17 protein-coding genes are annotated in these 17,495 nt (G+C 62.8%); 7 read left to right on the top strand and 10 right to left on the bottom strand.

Going from position 1 to position 17,495, the window contains the following annotated elements:
* Positions 1-4: 4 nt before the first annotated feature.
* Genes fliI through fliE form a run of 5 tightly spaced genes read right to left on the bottom strand, consistent with a single transcriptional unit; the run spans position 5 to position 5,145 of the window.
* The gene (fliI, locus tag NCG91_RS07080) at positions 5-1,315 is read right to left on the bottom strand and encodes a flagellar protein export ATPase FliI (RefSeq protein ID WP_251349169.1); all 1,311 of its coding nucleotides are present in this window, start codon (positions 1,313-1,315) and stop codon (positions 5-7) included.
* Complete coding sequence (fliH, locus tag NCG91_RS07075; RefSeq protein WP_077403169.1) at positions 1,312-2,001, bottom strand: flagellar assembly protein FliH; 690 nt, start codon at positions 1,999-2,001, stop codon at positions 1,312-1,314. Before fliH ends, fliI begins: the two co-directional genes overlap by 4 nt.
* A complete protein-coding gene (locus NCG91_RS07070; RefSeq protein ID WP_077403172.1) occupies positions 1,998-3,038 on the bottom strand; it encodes a flagellar motor switch protein FliG in 1,041 nt (346 codons plus the stop codon). The genes fliH and NCG91_RS07070 overlap by 4 nt, the downstream gene beginning before the upstream one ends.
* Positions 3,016-4,746: a flagellar basal-body MS-ring/collar protein FliF gene (gene fliF / locus NCG91_RS07065; protein WP_077403175.1), complete on the bottom strand. Its 1,731-nt coding sequence runs from the start codon at positions 4,744-4,746 to the stop codon at positions 3,016-3,018. The genes NCG91_RS07070 and fliF overlap by 23 nt, the downstream gene beginning before the upstream one ends.
* Before the next feature lie 60 nt (positions 4,747-4,806).
* Positions 4,807-5,145 carry a flagellar hook-basal body complex protein FliE gene (gene fliE, locus NCG91_RS07060; protein WP_034787870.1) on the bottom strand — a complete coding sequence of 113 codons (339 nt, stop codon included), beginning with the start codon at positions 5,143-5,145 and terminating at the stop codon, positions 4,807-4,809.
* A gap of 551 nt (positions 5,146-5,696) precedes the next feature.
* On the opposite strand from fliE, the gene NCG91_RS07055 reads away from it, so the two are divergent.
* The 7 genes from NCG91_RS07055 to NCG91_RS07025 all read left to right on the top strand — a co-directional run bounded on the left by NCG91_RS07055 (position 5,697) and on the right by NCG91_RS07025 (position 12,155).
* The gene (locus NCG91_RS07055; RefSeq protein ID WP_251349168.1) at positions 5,697-6,575 is read left to right on the top strand and encodes a FliM/FliN family flagellar motor switch protein; all 879 of its coding nucleotides are present in this window, start codon (positions 5,697-5,699) and stop codon (positions 6,573-6,575) included.
* A gap of 1 nt (position 6,576) precedes the next feature.
* Positions 6,577-6,942 (top strand): FliM/FliN family flagellar motor switch protein, encoded by a 366-nt coding sequence (locus NCG91_RS07050; RefSeq protein WP_077403184.1) that lies wholly within the window; start codon positions 6,577-6,579, stop codon positions 6,940-6,942.
* On the top strand, positions 6,939-7,709 hold the full coding sequence (fliP, locus tag NCG91_RS07045) for a flagellar type III secretion system pore protein FliP (RefSeq protein WP_251349167.1): 771 nt from the start codon (positions 6,939-6,941) through the stop codon (positions 7,707-7,709). The genes NCG91_RS07050 and fliP overlap by 4 nt, the downstream gene beginning before the upstream one ends.
* A gap of 3 nt (positions 7,710-7,712) precedes the next feature.
* The gene (locus tag NCG91_RS07040; protein ID WP_034757874.1) at positions 7,713-7,985 is read left to right on the top strand and encodes a flagellar biosynthetic protein FliQ; all 273 of its coding nucleotides are present in this window, start codon (positions 7,713-7,715) and stop codon (positions 7,983-7,985) included.
* An 11-nt stretch (positions 7,986-7,996) separates the two neighbouring features.
* Entirely contained in the window at positions 7,997-8,794 is a 798-nt protein-coding gene (locus NCG91_RS07035; protein ID WP_077403190.1) for a flagellar biosynthetic protein FliR, read from the top strand.
* 137 nt (positions 8,795-8,931) lie between these two features.
* On the top strand, positions 8,932-10,071 hold the full coding sequence (locus NCG91_RS07030; RefSeq protein ID WP_077403194.1) for an EscU/YscU/HrcU family type III secretion system export apparatus switch protein: 1,140 nt from the start codon (positions 8,932-8,934) through the stop codon (positions 10,069-10,071).
* A complete protein-coding gene (locus NCG91_RS07025; RefSeq protein ID WP_251349166.1) occupies positions 10,068-12,155 on the top strand; it encodes a flagellar biosynthesis protein FlhA in 2,088 nt (695 codons plus the stop codon). Before NCG91_RS07030 ends, NCG91_RS07025 begins: the two co-directional genes overlap by 4 nt.
* Before the next feature lie 68 nt (positions 12,156-12,223).
* Here the strand turns inward: NCG91_RS07025 and NCG91_RS07020 are convergent, their stop codons facing one another.
* The 5 genes from NCG91_RS07020 to NCG91_RS07000 form a co-directional block, all read right to left on the bottom strand.
* Positions 12,224-13,324: a hypothetical protein gene (locus tag NCG91_RS07020; protein ID WP_251349165.1), complete on the bottom strand. Its 1,101-nt coding sequence runs from the start codon at positions 13,322-13,324 to the stop codon at positions 12,224-12,226.
* Positions 13,325-13,380: 56 nt separating this feature from the next.
* Positions 13,381-14,259, bottom strand: coding sequence for a flagellin N-terminal helical domain-containing protein (locus tag NCG91_RS07015; protein WP_099664379.1), 879 nt, complete (start codon positions 14,257-14,259; stop codon positions 13,381-13,383).
* Positions 14,260-14,432: 173 nt separating this feature from the next.
* The gene (locus NCG91_RS07010; RefSeq protein ID WP_077403203.1) at positions 14,433-15,311 is read right to left on the bottom strand and encodes a flagellin N-terminal helical domain-containing protein; all 879 of its coding nucleotides are present in this window, start codon (positions 15,309-15,311) and stop codon (positions 14,433-14,435) included.
* 184 nt (positions 15,312-15,495) lie between these two features.
* A complete protein-coding gene (locus tag NCG91_RS07005; RefSeq protein WP_251349164.1) occupies positions 15,496-16,347 on the bottom strand; it encodes a flagellin N-terminal helical domain-containing protein in 852 nt (283 codons plus the stop codon).
* Positions 16,348-16,531: 184 nt separating this feature from the next.
* Positions 16,532-17,383, bottom strand: a complete 852-nt coding sequence (locus tag NCG91_RS07000; RefSeq protein WP_099411526.1) for a flagellin N-terminal helical domain-containing protein — start codon at positions 17,381-17,383, stop codon at positions 16,532-16,534.
* Between the last annotated feature and the right edge of the window lie 112 nt (positions 17,384-17,495).

The following is a 17,495-nucleotide window of genomic DNA, read 5'->3' as shown; positions in this document are numbered from 1 at the left end:
GCTCCTAGGCCATGATCTGTTCAAGTTGTTCGATGCACGGCCCCATCGGCGCCTCTTCCTTGGTGCCCTGGCACAGGAAGGCTTCGATGGGCGCGTGCAGCTGGACGGCGCGGTCGGTGATCGGGTCGGCGCCGGGCACGTAGGCGCCCAGCGGGATCAGGTCGCGCACGCGCGCATGGCGCGCCATCGACGCTTTCAGCGCGCGCGCCGCCTGCATGTGGCTGGGCGTGATCACCTGCGCCATGCAGCGGCTGATCGAGGCGGCGATGTCGATGGCGGGGTAGTGGCCCCGCTCGGCCAGTTCGCGCGTGAGCACGATATGGCCGTCGAGAATCGCGCGCGCCGTGTCGACCACGGGATCCTGCTGGTCGTCGCCTTCGGCCAGCACCGTGTAGATGGCGCTCATGCTGCCTTCCGGGTGGGCGCCGTTGCCGGCGCTTTCCACCAGTTGCGGCAAGTTCGAAAAGACGGACGGCGGGTAGCCGCGCGTGGCCGGCGGCTCGCCCAGGGCCAGCGCCACTTCGCGCAAGGCCATCGCATAGCGCGTCAGCGAATCGACCAGCAGCAGCACGTGCTTGCCCTGGTCGCGGTAATGGGCGGCGATCGAATGGCACAGCTCGGTGGCCATGATGCGCATCAGGGGCGACTCATCGGCCGGTGCGATCACCAGCACGGCTTTTTTCAAGCCTTCGGCGCCCAGCGACTTTTCCACGAATTCGCGCACTTCGCGGCCCCGTTCGCCGATCAGGCCGACGACGACGACATCGGCCACCGTCTGGCGCGTGATCAGGCCCAGCAGCACGCTCTTGCCCACGCCGGAACCGGCCATCAGGCCCACGCGCTGGCCCTTGCCCAGGGTCAGCATGCTGTTGATGGCGCGCACGCCCACGTCCAGCGGTTCGACCACCGGTTGTTTCTTCAGGGGATTGATCTTCGGCGGCGTGACTTCCAGGATGTGTTCGCCACCGAGGCGGCCCAGGTCGTCGATCGGCTCGCCCAGGCCATTCACCATGCGGCCCAGCCACGACGGGCCGATCTGCAGGCTGGCCTTGTCGGGCAAGGGCAGAACCCTGGCGCCGGTGGTCAGGCCCGTGGCCTTCTTGAACGGCATCAGGTAGGACAGTTTTTCGCGAAAACCGACGACTTGCGCATCGAGCCACTCGCCGCTCACAGTTTCAATTTGACAACGCTGGCCCGTGTGCAGGCGGCAGCCGGCGCTTTCCAGCAGCAGGCCGGACGCGCCGACCAGGCGGCCGGTGGGTGTCGCGACCGGGATATCTCCGATCTCGAAACTGCGCAGCGTGTCGGCGATCATGCAGGCGCGCCCTGGTCTGCGTGTTCGGCGGCCAGCGCCAGGTGGCTGCTGACTTGCTCCATGCAGGCCGACAGGCGCTGATGGCAGCCCGCGTCGACTTCATTGTCGCCCGCCTTGATGCGGCATTCGCCCGCGTCGAGGCGCGCGTCGGCGATCAGGTTCCAGCGCTTGGCGCGCTTCGGATCGAGTTCGCTGATGCGTTTGAGTTCTTCCGGATTGAGGAACACGTCGATTTCCTCGCGCGTGGGCGGCATCGAGGCCAGGGTCTCGTCGACCAGGGCCAGCAACTGCACCGGCTGCAGCGCCAGTTCCGCGCGGATCACCTGGCGCGCCACCTTGGCCACCAGGTCGACCACTTCCTTGCGCTGCGCTTCGCGGTAATCGGCGCGCACTTTTTTCAGGTCGCGCAGGATGGCGTCGACGGGGCGCGCCAGGCGGTCCAGCGCCACCAGGGTTTCATTGCGGCCTTCTTCGCGGCCCTGCGCCATGCCGTCGCTGCGTCCGGAGTCGTAGCCGTCCTGCTGGCCTTGCACCAGGCCCACTTCGTAGCCGTCGCGCTGGCCCTGCTCGAAGCCTTCCGAGACGGACGCCTGCCACTGGCCGTCCGTGTCCTCGTTGGAGGCACGCTGGCCGGCGGCGATGAATTGCGACAGGGGCGGGAAACGATACGAGCGGAAGTGTTTCATTCGATCACCGCTTCGGCAAACAGTTGCACTTCGATCTCGCCCGCATCGGCGAGGCCCTTGACGGTGGCCATGATTTCCTGGCGCGTTTGTTCGATACGGCTCAAAGGCACGGGGCCGGAACGGCGCATCATGTCTTCGAAGCTCTGCGCCTGGCGGCGCGGCATGGTTTTCAGCACGGCGTCGCGGATCGACGGTTCCGCACCCTTGAGCGCGATGGCCCACTGTTCCATCGGCACGTCTTCCAGGATGCGCGTGAGCGTGACATCGCTCTGCGTGGCCAGGATCAGGAAGTCGTACATGCTCAGTTCGATTTCCGACACCACTTCCGGGTCGTGCGCGCGCAGCAGTTCGACCAGCGCGGCGCGGTTGCCCGGCATGCGGTTGAGAATCTCGGCCGCCTGGCGGATGCCTTCCACGCTGGTGCTTTGCGTGTCGAGCGTGCCCAGGCAGCGGCCCACCAGTTCGTCGAGCTCGACCAGCAGGTCGCGGTCGATCTCGTCCAGGCGCGCCAGGTTCAGCAAGACCAGATCGCGGCCTTCGACGGGCAGGGCGTCGAGGATCTGGCCGGCCAGCGCGGGCGGCAGGAAGGCCAGGAACACGGCTTGCATCTGCACGTGTTCATTGACGATGTATTCGGCCAGCCATTTTGGCGAAGCCCACTGCAGGCGCGCCATCTTGGGGCGGATCGCATCGCCGTAAATGTTGTTCAGCACGCTATTTGCGATATCGCTGCCCAGCGCCATGTCCAGCGAACGCTTCAGGTAGCTGCGCGAGGCGCCGTGCACGCCGCTTTGCTGGCGGTAGTCGTCGAAGAAGGTCTGCATGGCCGTTTTCACGGATTCGACCTTGATGCCGCTCATGCGCGACATCACTTGCGTGACTTCCAGCAATTCTTCGCGCGACAGGCAGCGCAGCACGTTGGCCGCCTGTTCTTCGCCTATGCTCAGCAGCACGATGGCAGCCTGTTCCACGGGGTTCAGGCTGGCGCTTTCGTATTCGGCGCCGTCGGAGGGATTATTGTTGTTGAGTTCGGCCATTTTTCTGCATCCATTGTTTGACGACTTCGGCGACACGCTCGGGTTCTTTTTCAGCCAGCACTTTCAGGTGGTCGACCATCACGTCGACCGCCGAGCCAGGTGGCGGCAAGTCATAGTTTTCCAGCAGCGGCACGACCGGCATGCTGCCGCCGGCGGCTTCGCCTTCGAGCGCCAGCGGTGTGCCATTCACGCCCAGGGCAGGCGCGCCGGCAACGGCCGCGCCGTTGGCGCCGGCGGCGGCGCTGCCGCCCAGCGCCAGGGCAGGGTCGAGCTGTTTCAGTGCCGGCGGCGCCAGGCGCGTGGTCAGCAGGCGCAGCAGCGGACGCAGGATCAGGAAGTAGCCGAGGATGGCGCCCAGTGCGTACAGCAGCCAGCTGCTGAAATCGACGACGGTATCGCGCTCTTCCCACCACTGCGCCACGGGCGGCTTGGCGGGGAAGGCCAGCGCCGTCAGGCTCAGGCTGTCGCCGCGCTGGGCGTTGATGCCCAGGCCGCTGTTGAGCATTTTTTCAATATTGCCCAGTTCGGCAGGAGTCCAGCCCGTTTTCGGGTTCGGTGCGGCGGCGCTGTTGAGGACCACGGCGACGCTGAGTTTTTCCAGGCGGCCACGGCTGCGCTTGATCTGCGTGATGCTGCGGTCGTAGGCGTACTGGCGCGTGGTGGCGTTCTTGCGGGCCGTGCCGTCGTCGGACGGTTTCGGCGCGCCGTCGGCGGGTGCGGCGCCGGCGGCGTCGGCCGGTGCCGGCACGGCAGCCGCCGGCGGACGGTTCGACAGACTGCCGGGAATGCCGGCCACGGTGCGGTTGCGTTCCTGCTCTTCGCGCATCGCTTCGCTCGTCACTTTCGGGGCTTCGCCGTATTTTTCCAGCGTTTCGTCCACGCGGTCGTTGTTCACGGCGGCCGTCACGCTGAGCTTGAAGTTGTCTTCGCCGATGACGGGACCGAGCAAGCCCGTGACGTTGCGGCGGATTTCATCCTGGAAACGTTTCGCGCCTTCATTGCCGGCGGCCGAGGCGTCGAAGCCGTCCGTCAGGTCGACGTGCGCAGACAGCAGGTTGCCGCCCTGGTCGACCAGGCTCACGCGCGTTGGAGCCAGGCTGGCGACGCTGCCGGCCACCATGTTGATGACGGCGGCGATCTGTTCCGGCGCCAGGGTGCGGCCCGGTTTCAGCGCCACGACGATCGAGGCGGACGATTTGTCGCCGTCGCTGGCGACGAACGATGTCGACTTCGCAATCGACAGATGGACGCGCGCCGAAGCGATTGCGTCCATCGTCATGATGCTTTGCGCCAGTTCGCCTTCCAGGCCGCGGCGGAAGCGCACGTCCTGCACGAATTGCGATACGCCCAGCGGGTCATTCTTGTCCATCAGCTCCAGGCCGGCCGGCAGTTGCGCCGTCACGCCCTTCGAGGCGAGCAGCATGCGCACCTTGCCCAGCATGGCGTCGGGCACCAGCACCTGGCCGCTGTCCGGATGCAGGCGGTAGGGGATGTGTTCGGCGTCCAGCGTGGCCATCATGTCCGTCACGGCCACTTTTTCGCGCGCGCCAAACACCGGCTTGTAGTTGGCCTGGTCGCGCCAGGCATACATGGTCACCATGGCGGTGATGCCGATGGCTAGCACGACGATGGGAACCAGGTTTTTCAGCAGGGCGGGCGGGATGGCGGGCTGGGCACCAAGGCGCCAGCGCGCAAATGCGGACTTCATGGGGGTAATCACTTGGGGTAACTTTCGCTGGGAGGCTGGGCGTGGATCAGGACGTGAAGATTACAGAGGCAGTTTGATGAGTTCGTCGACGGCGCCCATGACCTTGTTGCGCACTTGCATCAACATGGAGAAGGACAGGCTCGCTTCCTGGCTGGCCAGCATGGCGCCGACCATGTCGTCGCTCTTGCCGCTGTCGACGTCGCTCATTTTCTGCGCCGCCATGCGGTCATCGCCGTTGACCTTGCCGATGGCGTCTTTCATGCTTTGCGCAAAGGAGAAGCCGGATTGTTCCGGCGCGCCGAACTGGGCGGCGGGCGCGATGCTGGCGCCCAGGGCGCGCGCGTCATTGCTCAGTGCTGCCAGATCGGCCTTGATCAGACCTGCGAGTTCGTTGCTCATCGTGCCCTCTACTTTCAATATGCGGTGACGTATCAATCAGAAATTACTGGTGTTGCCATTCCGGCAGGCATGACATCCCGCGCCATCTTGCCCGGCCCGCTTACAGGGCCCATCAGTTTTATCAGTTGCCACACCATCCGCTCAAGCAGATTCAAACAAACCCGGCAGACCTGCGCCGACGTGATTCACATGGCCATGACAACTAATAATTATCTGATAAAAGTTTCTTCTGGTGGCAATAAGCGGGACTGGAAACTGCCATAAAAACCGGAATCAGGTAAGCGGAATGGCGCACTGCAAATCTATATTTTGTCGCTATAAGCTTACCTCGCGGCAACTATAAAGTAAAGAGAGGATTGCCTCAAGGAATATTGATACATGGCAATATTTAGCTTTTTCATGTATTGTTCAGCACCGTAGTCATCCAGCATGCGATACGATGCGCAATCGTTTGCTTGCAGACCGGTACGCCAGGTCAAGATGATGCTGTATTTAATTTCGGGCGATCCGTATAATTTGTTCTGCCACCGCAATACCGACATGACCACTACATGACAATCCTTACCAAGACAGATCAAACTGTGCGCCATCAAGTCCTCGATTCCTGTCTGCTTGGACGTCCTGTCCATTTGCTGCATGTATTCGGCGCCCAGCTGCGCGACGACCTGGCCGTGGCCCTGCGCCAGCCGATGAGTCGCCGCTACTGGGGGAATTTCCAGATCGATGCCGTGACCTTGTCGCGCGTGGAAAACGAGGACAGCGTGAACCGCTGGCTGAGTTTCTCCACGCCGGCCAGCCAGACGGGCTTTGCCCTCGAACGGCAGATACTCTTGAGCGTGCTGAACTATCGCTATGGTAGTGCCGGCGCCAAGGGCGCGCTGCCCGATCCGGCGCAGGTGCGCGTGACGGCCACGGAAGAGCGTCTCGCTGTGGTGCTTGGACAACAGTTGGTGAACAGTTTGTTCTCCCGCGTGCACAAGAACCTGCAAACCCTGGGCAAAAGCAGCGACATCGACACCAGTGCCGAGGTCGCCGCGCAGTCGGGCGTGCATCCGGTGCGTGGCAGCTGGATCGTCACGGTGGCGCTCAGCGACGTCGAGGCGGGGCAGAGCGGCCAGTTCTGGTTCTCGCTGGACAAGCGCCTGATGGCCGACGTGCTGCGCGGCTTGCTGCCCGAGCGCGCGCAGGCGAAGAAAGCCTTGCGCGGCAGCGTGCGTCCGCTCGCGTCGCGCCTGCAAGTGACCCTGGAAGGCCGGCTCGTCAGCAAACAGGTGCAGCTGGGCGCCTTGTTCGACTTGCGCGTGGGCGACGTGATTCCCGTTAGCCTCAGCCGCACCGACGTCATGCTCGACGACTCCCGTCTCTTTACAGCTGCTGTTTCCGAACACAAGGGCAAGCTCTGTTTAACCTCCTTTGAAGATGTCGAATAATATGAATATGACCGATACCAACCAGAGCGAAACCCTGCTGGAAGACCTGGGCGATGACATGATCATCGACCAGGGCGACGTGTCCGACGTGGCCAGCGGCCGCGCGCGGCGCGACATTCCGCAGATGATGCGCAAGATTCCCGTCACCCTGACCCTGGAAGTGGGCTCGGCCCGCATTTCGCTGGAAGAATTGATGGCCATCGGCCCGGAAAGCGTGATCGAACTCGACATGCTGGCCGGCGAACCGCTGGTGATCAAGGTCAACGGCACGCCGATCGGCCGTGCCGAAGTGGTGGTGGCCGGCGAGAACTATGGCCTGAAAGTCATCGACCTCGACGGCCTCAATCTCGACCTGATGACAGCATGAAGCTGGCGGTACCCGGCTTGAGCCGGCGCCGCGGCGCGCTGGCTGCCGCGCTGGCTGTTCCCGTTCTGATGCTGTGCTGCAACGCCGCTGGCGCGCAGGACCTGCTGTCCGGCGTGGTGCCGGGCGCGAAGACCGACCTGTCGGTGAAGATGCAGATCCTCGTCGTCATGACCCTGCTCGGGCTGCTGCCCGTGATGGTCATGATGATGACCAGCTTTACCCGCTTCGTCATCGTGCTGTCCCTGCTGCGCCAGGCCCTGGGCCTGCAGCAGGGCTTGCCCAACCGCATCGTCACGGGCATCGCCCTGATCCTCACCCTGCTGGTCATGCGCCCCATCGGCGACCAGGTGTGGAAGGAAGCGTTCGTGCCTTACGACCGCGACCAGATCGGCATGCAGGAAGCGCTGAAGATCGCCGAAGTGCCGATTTCGCGCTTCATGCTGGCGCAGACGAGCAAGGCCGCGCTGGCGCAGATCGCGCACCTGGCCGGCGAACCGTCGACCATGCGCCCGCAAGACCACAGTTTCACGGTCAAGCTGGCCGCGTTTGTGTTGTCCGAACTCAAGACGGCGTTTCAGATCGGCTGCATGCTGTTCATACCGTTCCTCATCATCGATCTGGTGGTGGCGTCCGTGCTGATGGCCATGGGCATGATGATGCTCTCGCCGCTGGTGATTTCGCTGCCGTTCAAGCTGCTGCTGTTCGTGCTCGTCGACGGCTGGACCCTGACCGTCAACACGCTCGTTACCAGCATACAGGGCTATTGATCCATGTTTACCCCTGAAGTCGCCGTCGACCTGATCATCGAAGCGCTGCACGTCGTGATGCTGCTGGTGGTGATCCTGGTCGTGCCCGGATTGCTCATGGGCCTGCTGGTCGCGCTGGTGCAGGCGGCCACCTCGATCAATGAACAGACCATGAGTTTCCTGCCGCGCCTGCTGGTCACCCTGCTGGCCCTGATCCTGGCCGGCCGCTGGATGGCCGGTTACCTGATGGATTATTGCGTGTCCATTTTTCAGCGCGCCGCCACCCTGGTCGGATAGCGCCGCGCGCCATGGATCAGATTTTCAATCAGGTGCTGCCGTTTCTGCTGGCCGTGTGGTGGCCGTTCTGCCGCATCCTGGCCATGCTCAGCGCCTCGCCCGTGATCGGCGACGCCATGGTGCCCGTCCCCGTGCGGGTGCTGCTGTCGCTGGTGCTGGCGATCCTGATGCTGCCCGTGATGCAGGCGTCGGGCATCTCGCAGGACTTGCTGAAGATCGATCCGTTTTCCCTGCACGCCGCCGTCGCCACCCTGGAGCAGGCCATCATCGGCTTCGTCCTCGGCCTGGCCTTCCACTTCGCCATGTCCGTCATGTCGGTGCTCGGTTACCTGGTGTCGAGCCAGGTGGGCTTTTCCATGGCCGTGATGAACGACCCGCTCAATGGCACCTCGTCGGACGTGATCACGGGGATGCTCACCATCATGTGCATGATCGTGTTTTTCGCCATCGACGGCCACCTCGTGCTGACGGGCGTGATCGGCGCCAGTTTCACGGCCTGGCCCGTGGGGCAGGGCTACGGACCGCTGCTGCTGCAGACGGTGGCGTATAACGTGGCGTGGATTTTCGCCGCCGCCATGCTGCTGGCCTTGCCCATCGTCTTTTCCACCATGGTGGTGCAGCTGGGCTTTGGCTTCCTGAACCGGGTGGCGCCGTCGCTGAACCTGTTTTCGCTGGGTTTTTCCATGATCACCGTGTTCGGCCTGCTGATGCTGGGGCAGATCGTGCGCTTTATCCCCGAGCACTACATCGCCATGACGAATCGCGTGCTGGAAATGATCGCCGAACAGATGCGGGTGGCCCATGGATAGCGCACGTGCCGACAAGCTGCTGCGCAGTCCACTTCCGGGCATCCGTTGCTCGCCGTACCTCCGTACAGCTGCGCTACTCAACCCGGCATTGAACTTGCTCGCTACGCTTGCAGGGCACGTGCGGAAAGGTGTGGCGCATGGCGGATAGCAGCACGGGCGACAAGACAGAAAAGGCGTCACAGCAAAAGCTGAAGAAATCGCGCCAGGAAGGGCAGGTGGTGCGTTCGCGCGACCTGTCGACGGCGCTGGGCATCCTGATCAGCATGAAGGTCTTCATTTACCTGCTGCCAAGCTATCTGCTGAGCTTTCGCGAGCTGTTCGCTATGGCTTTCATGCCGCTCGACAGCAAGGGCGCGCTGGAAAATGCCATGTCGATGGCGTTTACGACGTCGGTGGGCTTGCTGATCAAGATGATCGTGCCGCTGTTTTGCGTGCCCCTGTTCGTCGTGCTCGGCTCCTTGATCCCTGGCGGCTGGGTCATCAGCACGAAGAACTGGATGCCGAAGATGGAGCGCCTGAGCCCGGCCAAGAACCTGGGCCGTCTGTTTGCGCCCAAGCATGCTTTTGAATTCGGCCTGTCCATCGCCAAGGCCGCCGTGCTGGGCATGGTGCTCGTGCATGTGAGCCGCTCCAGCCTGACGCAGTATGTGGATTTGCAACACCGGCCCCTGCAGCAGGCCATGCTCGACGGCTCGGCGCTGATGCTCGACGGCTTGATGGCGCTCATTTCCGTCTTTGTCCTGTTTGCCATCATCGACGTGCCGGCGCAGGCGTTTTTCTTTGCCCGCAACCAGCGCATGAGCAAGCAGGATGTCAAGGAAGAACATAAAAGCAGCGAAGGGCGTCCCGAAGTGCGCCAGCGCATCCGCCAGCTGCAGCAGCAGATCGGCCGGCGCAGCGTGCGCAAGACCGTGCCCGACGCCGACGTGGTGATCGTCAATCCCGAGCATTACGCCGTTGCATTGAAGTATGACCAGGACCGCGCCGAGGCGCCGTTTGTCGTTGCCAAGGGCGTCGACGAGATGGCGCTGTATATCCGGCAAGTGGCGAAGGAACACGATATTGAAACGCTGGAGTTGCCGCCGCTGGCGCGCGCCATCTACAACACCAGCCAGGTGCAGCAGCAGATTCCCGTGCAGTTGTACCAGGCCGTGTCGCAGGTGCTCAACTACATCCTGCAGCTGAAAGCATTCCGTTCTGGGCAGCGCGCTGCCCAGCCCCCATTTCCCACCGAGGTGGTCGTGCCATCTCATTTGAGCGAGGTAGTACCTTCATGAATTTCCTGAACCGGTTGGTTGCCGAAATGCGCCGCCACAAGTTCGCCACGCCGCTGTTCCTGCTGGTGATCCTGGCAATGATCATCCTGCCGCTGCCGCCGGTGCTGCTCGATATCTTGTTCACTTTCAATATCGTGCTGGCACTGATCGTCATCCTCGTCAGCGTGTCGGCCAAGCGGCCGCTCGATTTCTCCGTCTTCCCGACGGTGATCCTGGCCACCACCATGCTCAGGCTGACCCTGAACGTGGCGTCCACGCGCGTGGTGCTGCTGCACGGCCACACGGGCGCGGATGCGGCCGGTAAGGTGATCGAGGCGTTTGGTAACGTCGTGATCGGCGGCAACTTCGTCGTCGGTATCGTGGTCTTCGTGATCTTGATGATTATCAACTTCGCCGTCGTCACCAAGGGCGCCGAGCGTATCTCGGAAGTGTCCGCGCGCTTTACCCTCGATGCCTTGCCGGGCAAGCAGATGGCCATCGATGCCGACCTGAACGCCGGCCTGATCAACCAGGAAAAAGCCCAGATCCGCCGCAAGGACGTGGCCGCCGAAGCGGATTTTTACGGCGCCATGGACGGCGCGTCGAAGTTCGTGCGCGGCGACGCCGTTGCCAGTATCCTGATTTTGATCATCAACATGGTGGGCGGCGTGGCCATCGGCTCGCTGATGCACGACCTGTCGTTCGGCGACGCTTTCCGCCAGTATGCACTGCTGACCATCGGCGATGGCCTGGTGGCGCAGATTCCGGCGCTGCTGCTGTCGGCTGCGGCCGCCATCCTGGTCACCCGCATCAGCGATTCGGGCGACTTCGAACAGCAAGTGGCAGGCCAGGTGCTGACGTCGCCGACGGTGATCTTCAGCGCGGCCGGCATGATGGTGGCGCTGGCGTTGATTCCGGGCATGCCGTGGTTCATGTTCATGACCTTTGCGGCCGTGCTGGCCTTCGTGGCCTGGCGTTTGACCAAGCGCGTGAAGGGACCGGACGCGGCCGGCATGGCGGCCATCGAGGCAGCCTTGCGCGAGGAGCGCCCGGCCGAGCTGGAGTGGCAGCAACTGCCTGCCGTGCAGCCGCTGATGGTGATGCTAGGCTATAAACTGGTCGGCATGGTTGATAAAACGCAAGGCGAACCGTTGAACAAGCGCGTCAAGGGCGTGCGCCAGAGCCTGTCTGAAGCGATGGGCTTGCTGCTGCCGAATATCGGCGTGCGCGACGACCTGGCCCTGAAGCCGTCGCAATACGCGATCGTGCTGTCGGGCACCGTGGTGGCGCAGGCGGAAGTGCAGGCCGACCGCCTGATGGCGATCCCGTCGCCGAACGTGTATGGCCAGCTGGACGGCATTCCCGGCATCGAGCCGGCCTACGGCATGCCCGTCACGTGGATCGAGCCGGGCGAGAAGGCGCATGCGCTGGGTCTCGGCTACCAGGTCATCGAGGCGCCCAGCGTGATCGCCACGCACTTGTCGAAAATGGTGCGCGAATACTTGCCGGAACTGTTCCGCCACGAAGACGTCTCGAACATGATGGAACGCCTGACGGCCCTGTCGCCCAAGCTCGCCGGCGCGCTGGACAAGGCGCTCACGCACACGCAGCTGCTGCGCGTGTTCCGCGTCTTGCTGGCGGAAAATGTGTCACTGAAGGATATCGTGCCCATCGCTACCACCTTGCTCGACAGTTCGGAAACGACCAAGGACCCGATCCTGCTGGCGGCCGAAGTGCGCTGCGCGCTGCGACGCCAGATCGTCAGCGGCCTGTTCGGCCAGAAGATGGAAATGCAGGCGTTTAACCTGGGCGGCGAACTGGAAAACATGTTGCTCGGTTCGCTGAACCAGGCGCGCCAGGCGGGCAAGGTGACTTTGGATAACTATCCGATCGATCCGCACCTGCTGTCGCAGCTGCAAGTGAACATGCCGGTGGCGCGCGAGCAGATGAAGCAGCAGGCCACGCCGCCGTTGTTGCTGGTGCTGCCGCAGATCCGTCCGCTGCTGGCCCGCTATGCGCGCCTGTTCGCGCCGGGCCTGCATGTGCTGTCGTACAACGAAATCCCGGAAAACCGCGAAGTGAGCATCATCGGCACGGTGGGATAAAACGCTGGCATGAAAAGAAAAACGGCGCTGCGGGCGCCGTTTTTTTATGCTGTATCAATTCTGTTGCGTCAATCCTGCTCGTCGATGGGCGGCAGCAGGTCGTGCTCCTGGCCGTCGGCCAGCAGCAGCACGGTGCGGCCTTGCGCCGCTTCTTCGTCGTCGCCATAGTCGTAACCGAGCGGCGCCGCCACTTCCTTCGAAACGATGATGGTTTCCTCTTCGGCCGCGTCCGCGGGGGCTGCGGGCGCATCGGGATCGGCCGCCGCTTCCGCTTCCGGCTGCGTCAGCAGCAGCGCCACTTCGGCCATGGCGCGGAACAGGGCCAGCGACAGCGAGGCGGCGCCCGCCTGCATCGGGTAATTGCCGTGCACGCGCTGCGCGTGCAGCTGGCGGTTCAGGCGGCAGCGCACCACGCGCAGGCCGGCGCGCCGCACGGCGTCGGCGATCTCGGGCAGGGCCAGGCGCACATGGCGCAATGCGGCTTCCTCGTCGGCGGCCAGCTCCAGCAGCACGCCGTCGCCGGACGGTTCCATCTGGATCACGACCCGGCCGATGCCGATGATGATCAGTTCGACGCGCAGCGCCACCTTGCCGCGCCGCTTGGGCGTTGCATCGTCTTCCTCGTCGCTGGCCAGCACGCGCAGCAGCAGGCGCTGGCCGCCCCAGCCATACACGGCGAAGCGCCACGCTTCGCTGTCGACCGTCAACGGCGGGCGGGCGCCTTCGCGCAGCAGGGCCGGTTGCTGCTCGGCCATGAACAGGTTGCCCGGCACGTGCTGGCCGCGCGCCTGTTCCTGCAAGGCCGCATATTGTTCGCCATACGTCTTGACCATCACGCGCCACGAGGCGGCCAGCTGCGCCGCGTCGGGCGGCTGCCAGACCAGCTGGCGCGTGAAGAACAGTTGATTGACTTGCATGGCGCTGCTGTCGCGCGGCATGGCGCCGCCCGTCCCGTCGGCATTCGGCTTGATGAGGGACGCCAGGCTGTCCTGTCCCTGCTGTTGCAGCTGGGCGGGCAGGGTGCCGGCGTCGGGCGCGGGCGCCATGTAGGGCCCGATGGGCACCAGCGGCTGGACCACGCCCGGCACCATCGGCGTCGCGGGGCTGACGTCGAAGCGCTGGGTAATCAGGGGAACCGGGTTGCCCGATGAAATGCGGTCTATCGCCATGTCACTGTGTCCAGATGAAAGTCTATAAGAGCCGGTGAATCAGGCGGTATCAGCCATCATGGCTGCAACAGGGACAGTATCATTTTCTGCATGCTCTGGCTTTGCTTGAGCATCGCCGTGCTCGCCTGCAGCAACATTTGTGCCGACACCATGTTGGCGCTTTCCGCCGCGTAATCGACATCCATGATGCGGCCGATGGCGGCCTTGGTATTGGTGACCATGTTGGCCAGGTTGTTGTGCACGTGGTCGAGGCGGTTGGCCGCCGCGCCCAAGGCCGAGCGCACGCCGCCGACCTGGTCGAGCGCTGCCGCCAGCTGGTCGATCATGTTGTTGGCGCTGCCATTCGTGCCGATTTCGCTGCCGGCCGTGCCGCTGGCGGCAAAGTTGGCCGAAATGGCTTTCAGCAAGGTGTCCAGGCCGCCCATCTTGCCTGACACGTCGAACTGCATGGTTTCACTGCTGCTGGCGCCGATCTGGAAGGTCATCGCCTCCGACAAGGTGCCCTTGCCGGCACTGCCGTTGCCCAGCAGCAAGCCGCCGCCGTAGGAAGTGTTGGTCATGACGTTGTACAGCTCGAGCCCCAGCGCATCGTATTCGGACTGCATGGCGTCGCGGTCGGTCTGGTTGGACGAAGCGTCGGCCGCCTGCGTGGCCAGGTCTTTCATGCGCACCAGCATGTCGGTGACTTCGCCAAACGCGCCTTCGGCCGTCTGCAGCATCGAGGTGCTGTTCTGCGTGTTGCGCATGGCCACCGTCATGCCGCTGACCTGGGCACTGAGGCGCGTGGCGATCTGCAAGCCGGCGGCATCGTCCATGGCCGAGTTGATGCGAAAACCGGTGGACAGGCGCTGCATCGACGTCGCCAGCCGGCTTTGCGCACTGGCGGCGGCGCTTTGGGCGTACATTGCGGCGATATTGGTGTGAATGCTCAGCACAAGGCGGCTCCGGTGGGCGGTGAGGGTGAATCGGGTCTACCTTGTATAGGCGACTGCGCCGTCCGCATTGTTAAATCGAAAGGCAATATAGTCAAATAAATACGTTTCGCGCATAAAAAAAGCCAGACCGCAGTCTGGCTTGGCGTTGCTGGCCGCAAGCGGCCCGGCAAAGATTATTGCAGCAAGGACATGACCATCGAGGACATGCTGTTGCTTTGTTTTAGCATCGCGGTGCCGGCTTGCAGCAGCATTTGCGACGAGGTCATGTTCGAGCTTTCGGTGGCGAAGTCAACGTCCATGATGCGGCCGGTAGCGGCCTTGGTGTTGGTGGCGATGTTCGACAGGTTGCTGTTGACGTGGTCGAGGCGGTTGGCGGCGGCGCCCAGGGACGAGCGGATCGTGCCGACATTGTCGATGGCATTTTTCAGCAGGTCGATCGTGGCGTTTGCCGTGCCGGTCAGTTCCGTGCCGACGCCGGCGCTGGTTGCCTTGAAGTTGTTGGCGGACAGGCCTTTCAGCGCGCCGTCCAGCGTGACCATGCCTGCTTGCACGGTGAAATCCATGGTTTCCGACTTGGCGGCGCCGATCTGGAAGGTCATCTTGGCTTCCGACAGGGTGCCCTTGCCGGTCGTGCCGTCGCCCAGCAGATTCTGGCCGCCGAACGTGGTATTGGTCATCACGTTGTACAGTTCCAGGCCCAGTGCGTCGTATTCGGCTTGCATGGCGGTCTTGTCGGCCGTGTTCGACGAAGCATCGGCAGCTTGCGTGGCCAGATCTTTCATGCGCACCAGCATGTTGGTGACTTCACCGAACGCGCCTTCAGCCGTTTGCAGCATCGAGGTGCTGTTTTGCGTGTTGCTCATGGCGACCGTCATGCCGCTGGTCTGTGCTTTCAGGCGGGTAGCGATCTGCAGGCCGGCAGCGTCGTCCATTGCCGAGTTGATGCGGTAGCCGGTCGACAGGCGGGTCATCGAGGTCGACAGTTGCGATTGGGTCTTGGCGATCGAGTTCTGTGCGGACAGCGATGCGTTGTTGGTGTGAAGGCTCAGCATTGTATTGCTCCTGGTAAGTGAATTCGTCGAGCGGCAGGTAATTTCTTGCCCTCACCCCTACAAGGCGACAGGGGAGCGTCTTTCATTAAATTCCACATGGAAATTTTTTATCTGGCGCGCCGCCATGAAAAAAAGCCCCGGCAATCGCTTGCCGGGGCTTTCATACAGCGCGAGGCGCCGGTGATTATTGCAGCAAGGACATGACCATCGAGGACATGCTGTTGCTTTGTTTCAGCATCGCGGTGCCGGCTTGCAGCAGCATCTGCGACGAGGTCATGTTCGAGCTTTCGGTGGCGAAATCGACGTCCATGATGCGGCCGGTAGCGGCCTTGGTGTTGGTCGAGATGTTCGACAGGTTGCTGTTGACGTGGTCGAGGCGGTTGGCGGCGGCACCCAGTGCCGAACGTACCACGCCGATGCTGTCGATGGCCGAAACCAGGCTGCCGATGGCCGTGTTGGCCAGGGTTTTCAGTTCGGTGCCGCCGGCGGTACCGGCGAAGTTGGCGGTGGCCGAACCCAGTGCGGTGGCGACGCTGCCCATCGAGGTGGACAGGTTGATGGTCATCGTTTCCGACTTCGCGGCGCCGATCTGGAACGTCATGGCGCTGGCGATGGTGCCGCCGGTCAGCAGAGCTTGGCCGCCGAACGTGGTGTTTTTCATCACGTTGGACAATTCCAGGCCCAGTGCGTCGTATTCGGCTTGCATGGCGTCTTTGTCGGACGTGTTCGACGAAGCATCGGCAGCTTGCGTGGCCAGATCTTTCATGCGCACCAGCATGTTGGTGACTTCACCGAACGCGCCTTCAGCCGTTTGCAGCATCGAGGTGCTGTTTTGCGTGTTGCTCATGGCGACCGTCATGCCGCTGGTCTGTGCTTTCAGGCGGGTAGCGATCTGCAGGCCCGCAGCGTCGTCCATTGCCGAGTTGATGCGGTAGCCGGTCGACAGGCGGGTCATCGAGGTCGACAGTTGCGATTGGGTCTTGGCGATCGAGTTCTGTGCGGACAGCGATGCGTTGTTGGTGTGAAGGCTCAGCATTGTATTGCTCCTGGTAAGTGAATTCGTCGAGCGGCAGGTAATTTCTTGCCCTCACTCCTACAAGGCGACAGGGGTGCGCCTTTCATTAAATTCCACATGGAAATTTTTTATCTGGCGCGGCGCCATGAAAAAAAGCCCCGGCAATCGCTTGCCGGGGCTTTCATGTGGCGCGAGGCGCCGGTGATTATTGCAGCAAGGACATGACCATCGAGGACATGCTGTTGCTTTGTTTCAGCATCGCGGTGCCGGCTTGCAGCAGCATCTGCGACGAGGTCATGTTCGAGCTTTCGGTGGCGAAATCGACGTCCATGATGCGGCCGGTAGCGGCCTTGGTGTTGGTCGAGATGTTCGACAGGTTGCTGTTGACGTGGTCGAGGCGGTTGGCGGCGGCGCCCAGTGCCGAACGTACCACGCCGATGCTGTCGATGGCCGAAACCAGGCTGCCGATGGCCGTGTTGGCCAGGGTTTTCAGTTCGGTGCCGCCGGCGGTACCGGCGAAGTTGGCGGTGGCCGAACCCAGTGCGGTGGCGACGCTGCCCATCGAGGTGGACAGGTTGATGGTCATCGTTTCCGACTTCGCGGCGCCGATCTGGAACGTCATGGCGCTGGCGATGGTGCCGCCGGTCAGCAGAGCTTGGCCGCCGAACGTGGTGTTGTTCATCACGTTGGACAATTCCAGGCCCAGTGCGTCGTACTCGGCTTGCATGGCGTCCTTGTCGGCCGTGTTCGACGAAGCATCGGCAGCTTGCGTGGCCAGGTCTTTCATGCGCACCAGCATGTTGGTGACTTCGCCGAACGCGCCTTCAGCCGTTTGCAGCATCGAGGTGCTGTTTTGCGTGTTGCTCATGGCGACCGTCATGCCGCTGGTCTGTGCTTTCAGGCGGGTGGCGATCTGCAGGCCGGCAGCGTCGTCCATTGCCGAGTTGATGCGGTAGCCGGTCGACAGGCGGGTCATCGAGGTCGACAGTTGCGATTGGGTCTTGGCGATCGAGTTTTGTGCGGACAGCGATGCGTTATTGGTGTGAAGGCTCAGCATTGTATTGCTCCTGTAGGATATATTCAGCGAGACGCGCTATTTTTCTGCTCTCACAAGCACAAGGCGGCTATTTCTGCTTATGTATTAAATGCTACATGGAAATATTTTTTAG

The organism is Janthinobacterium kumbetense, from assembly GCF_023703445.1.
GTDB classification, from domain to species: Bacteria; Pseudomonadota; Gammaproteobacteria; order Burkholderiales; family Burkholderiaceae_D; genus Janthinobacterium; species Janthinobacterium kumbetense.
Note: the sequence above shows the minus strand (reverse complement) of the source record. Positions and strands in the feature narration are given on the sequence as shown.

What these genes read in the sequence shown, in the direction of transcription:
- fliI (WP_251349169.1), bottom strand. Translation starts at nt 1,315, where the DNA reads ATGATCGCCGACACGCTGCGCAGTTTCGAGATCGGAGATATCCCGGTC.
- fliH (WP_077403169.1), bottom strand. Translation starts at nt 2,001, where the DNA reads ATGAAACACTTCCGCTCGTATCGTTTCCCGCCCCTGTCGCAATTCATC.
- NCG91_RS07070 (WP_077403172.1), bottom strand. Translation starts at nt 3,038, where the DNA reads ATGGCCGAACTCAACAACAATAATCCCTCCGACGGCGCCGAATACGAA.
- fliF (WP_077403175.1), bottom strand. Translation starts at nt 4,746, where the DNA reads ATGAAGTCCGCATTTGCGCGCTGGCGCCTTGGTGCCCAGCCCGCCATC.
- fliE (WP_034787870.1), bottom strand. Translation starts at nt 5,145, where the DNA reads ATGAGCAACGAACTCGCAGGTCTGATCAAGGCCGATCTGGCAGCACTG.
- NCG91_RS07055 (WP_251349168.1), top strand. Translation starts at nt 5,697, where the DNA reads ATGACAATCCTTACCAAGACAGATCAAACTGTGCGCCATCAAGTCCTC.
- NCG91_RS07050 (WP_077403184.1), top strand. Translation starts at nt 6,577, where the DNA reads ATGAATATGACCGATACCAACCAGAGCGAAACCCTGCTGGAAGACCTG.
- fliP (WP_251349167.1), top strand. Translation starts at nt 6,939, where the DNA reads ATGAAGCTGGCGGTACCCGGCTTGAGCCGGCGCCGCGGCGCGCTGGCT.
- NCG91_RS07040 (WP_034757874.1), top strand. Translation starts at nt 7,713, where the DNA reads ATGTTTACCCCTGAAGTCGCCGTCGACCTGATCATCGAAGCGCTGCAC.
- NCG91_RS07035 (WP_077403190.1), top strand. Translation starts at nt 7,997, where the DNA reads ATGGATCAGATTTTCAATCAGGTGCTGCCGTTTCTGCTGGCCGTGTGG.
- NCG91_RS07030 (WP_077403194.1), top strand. Translation starts at nt 8,932, where the DNA reads ATGGCGGATAGCAGCACGGGCGACAAGACAGAAAAGGCGTCACAGCAA.
- NCG91_RS07025 (WP_251349166.1), top strand. Translation starts at nt 10,068, where the DNA reads ATGAATTTCCTGAACCGGTTGGTTGCCGAAATGCGCCGCCACAAGTTC.
- NCG91_RS07020 (WP_251349165.1), bottom strand. Translation starts at nt 13,324, where the DNA reads ATGGCGATAGACCGCATTTCATCGGGCAACCCGGTTCCCCTGATTACC.
- NCG91_RS07010 (WP_077403203.1), bottom strand. Translation starts at nt 15,311, where the DNA reads ATGCTGAGCCTTCACACCAACAACGCATCGCTGTCCGCACAGAACTCG.
- NCG91_RS07005 (WP_251349164.1), bottom strand. Translation starts at nt 16,347, where the DNA reads ATGCTGAGCCTTCACACCAACAACGCATCGCTGTCCGCACAGAACTCG.
- NCG91_RS07000 (WP_099411526.1), bottom strand. Translation starts at nt 17,383, where the DNA reads ATGCTGAGCCTTCACACCAATAACGCATCGCTGTCCGCACAAAACTCG.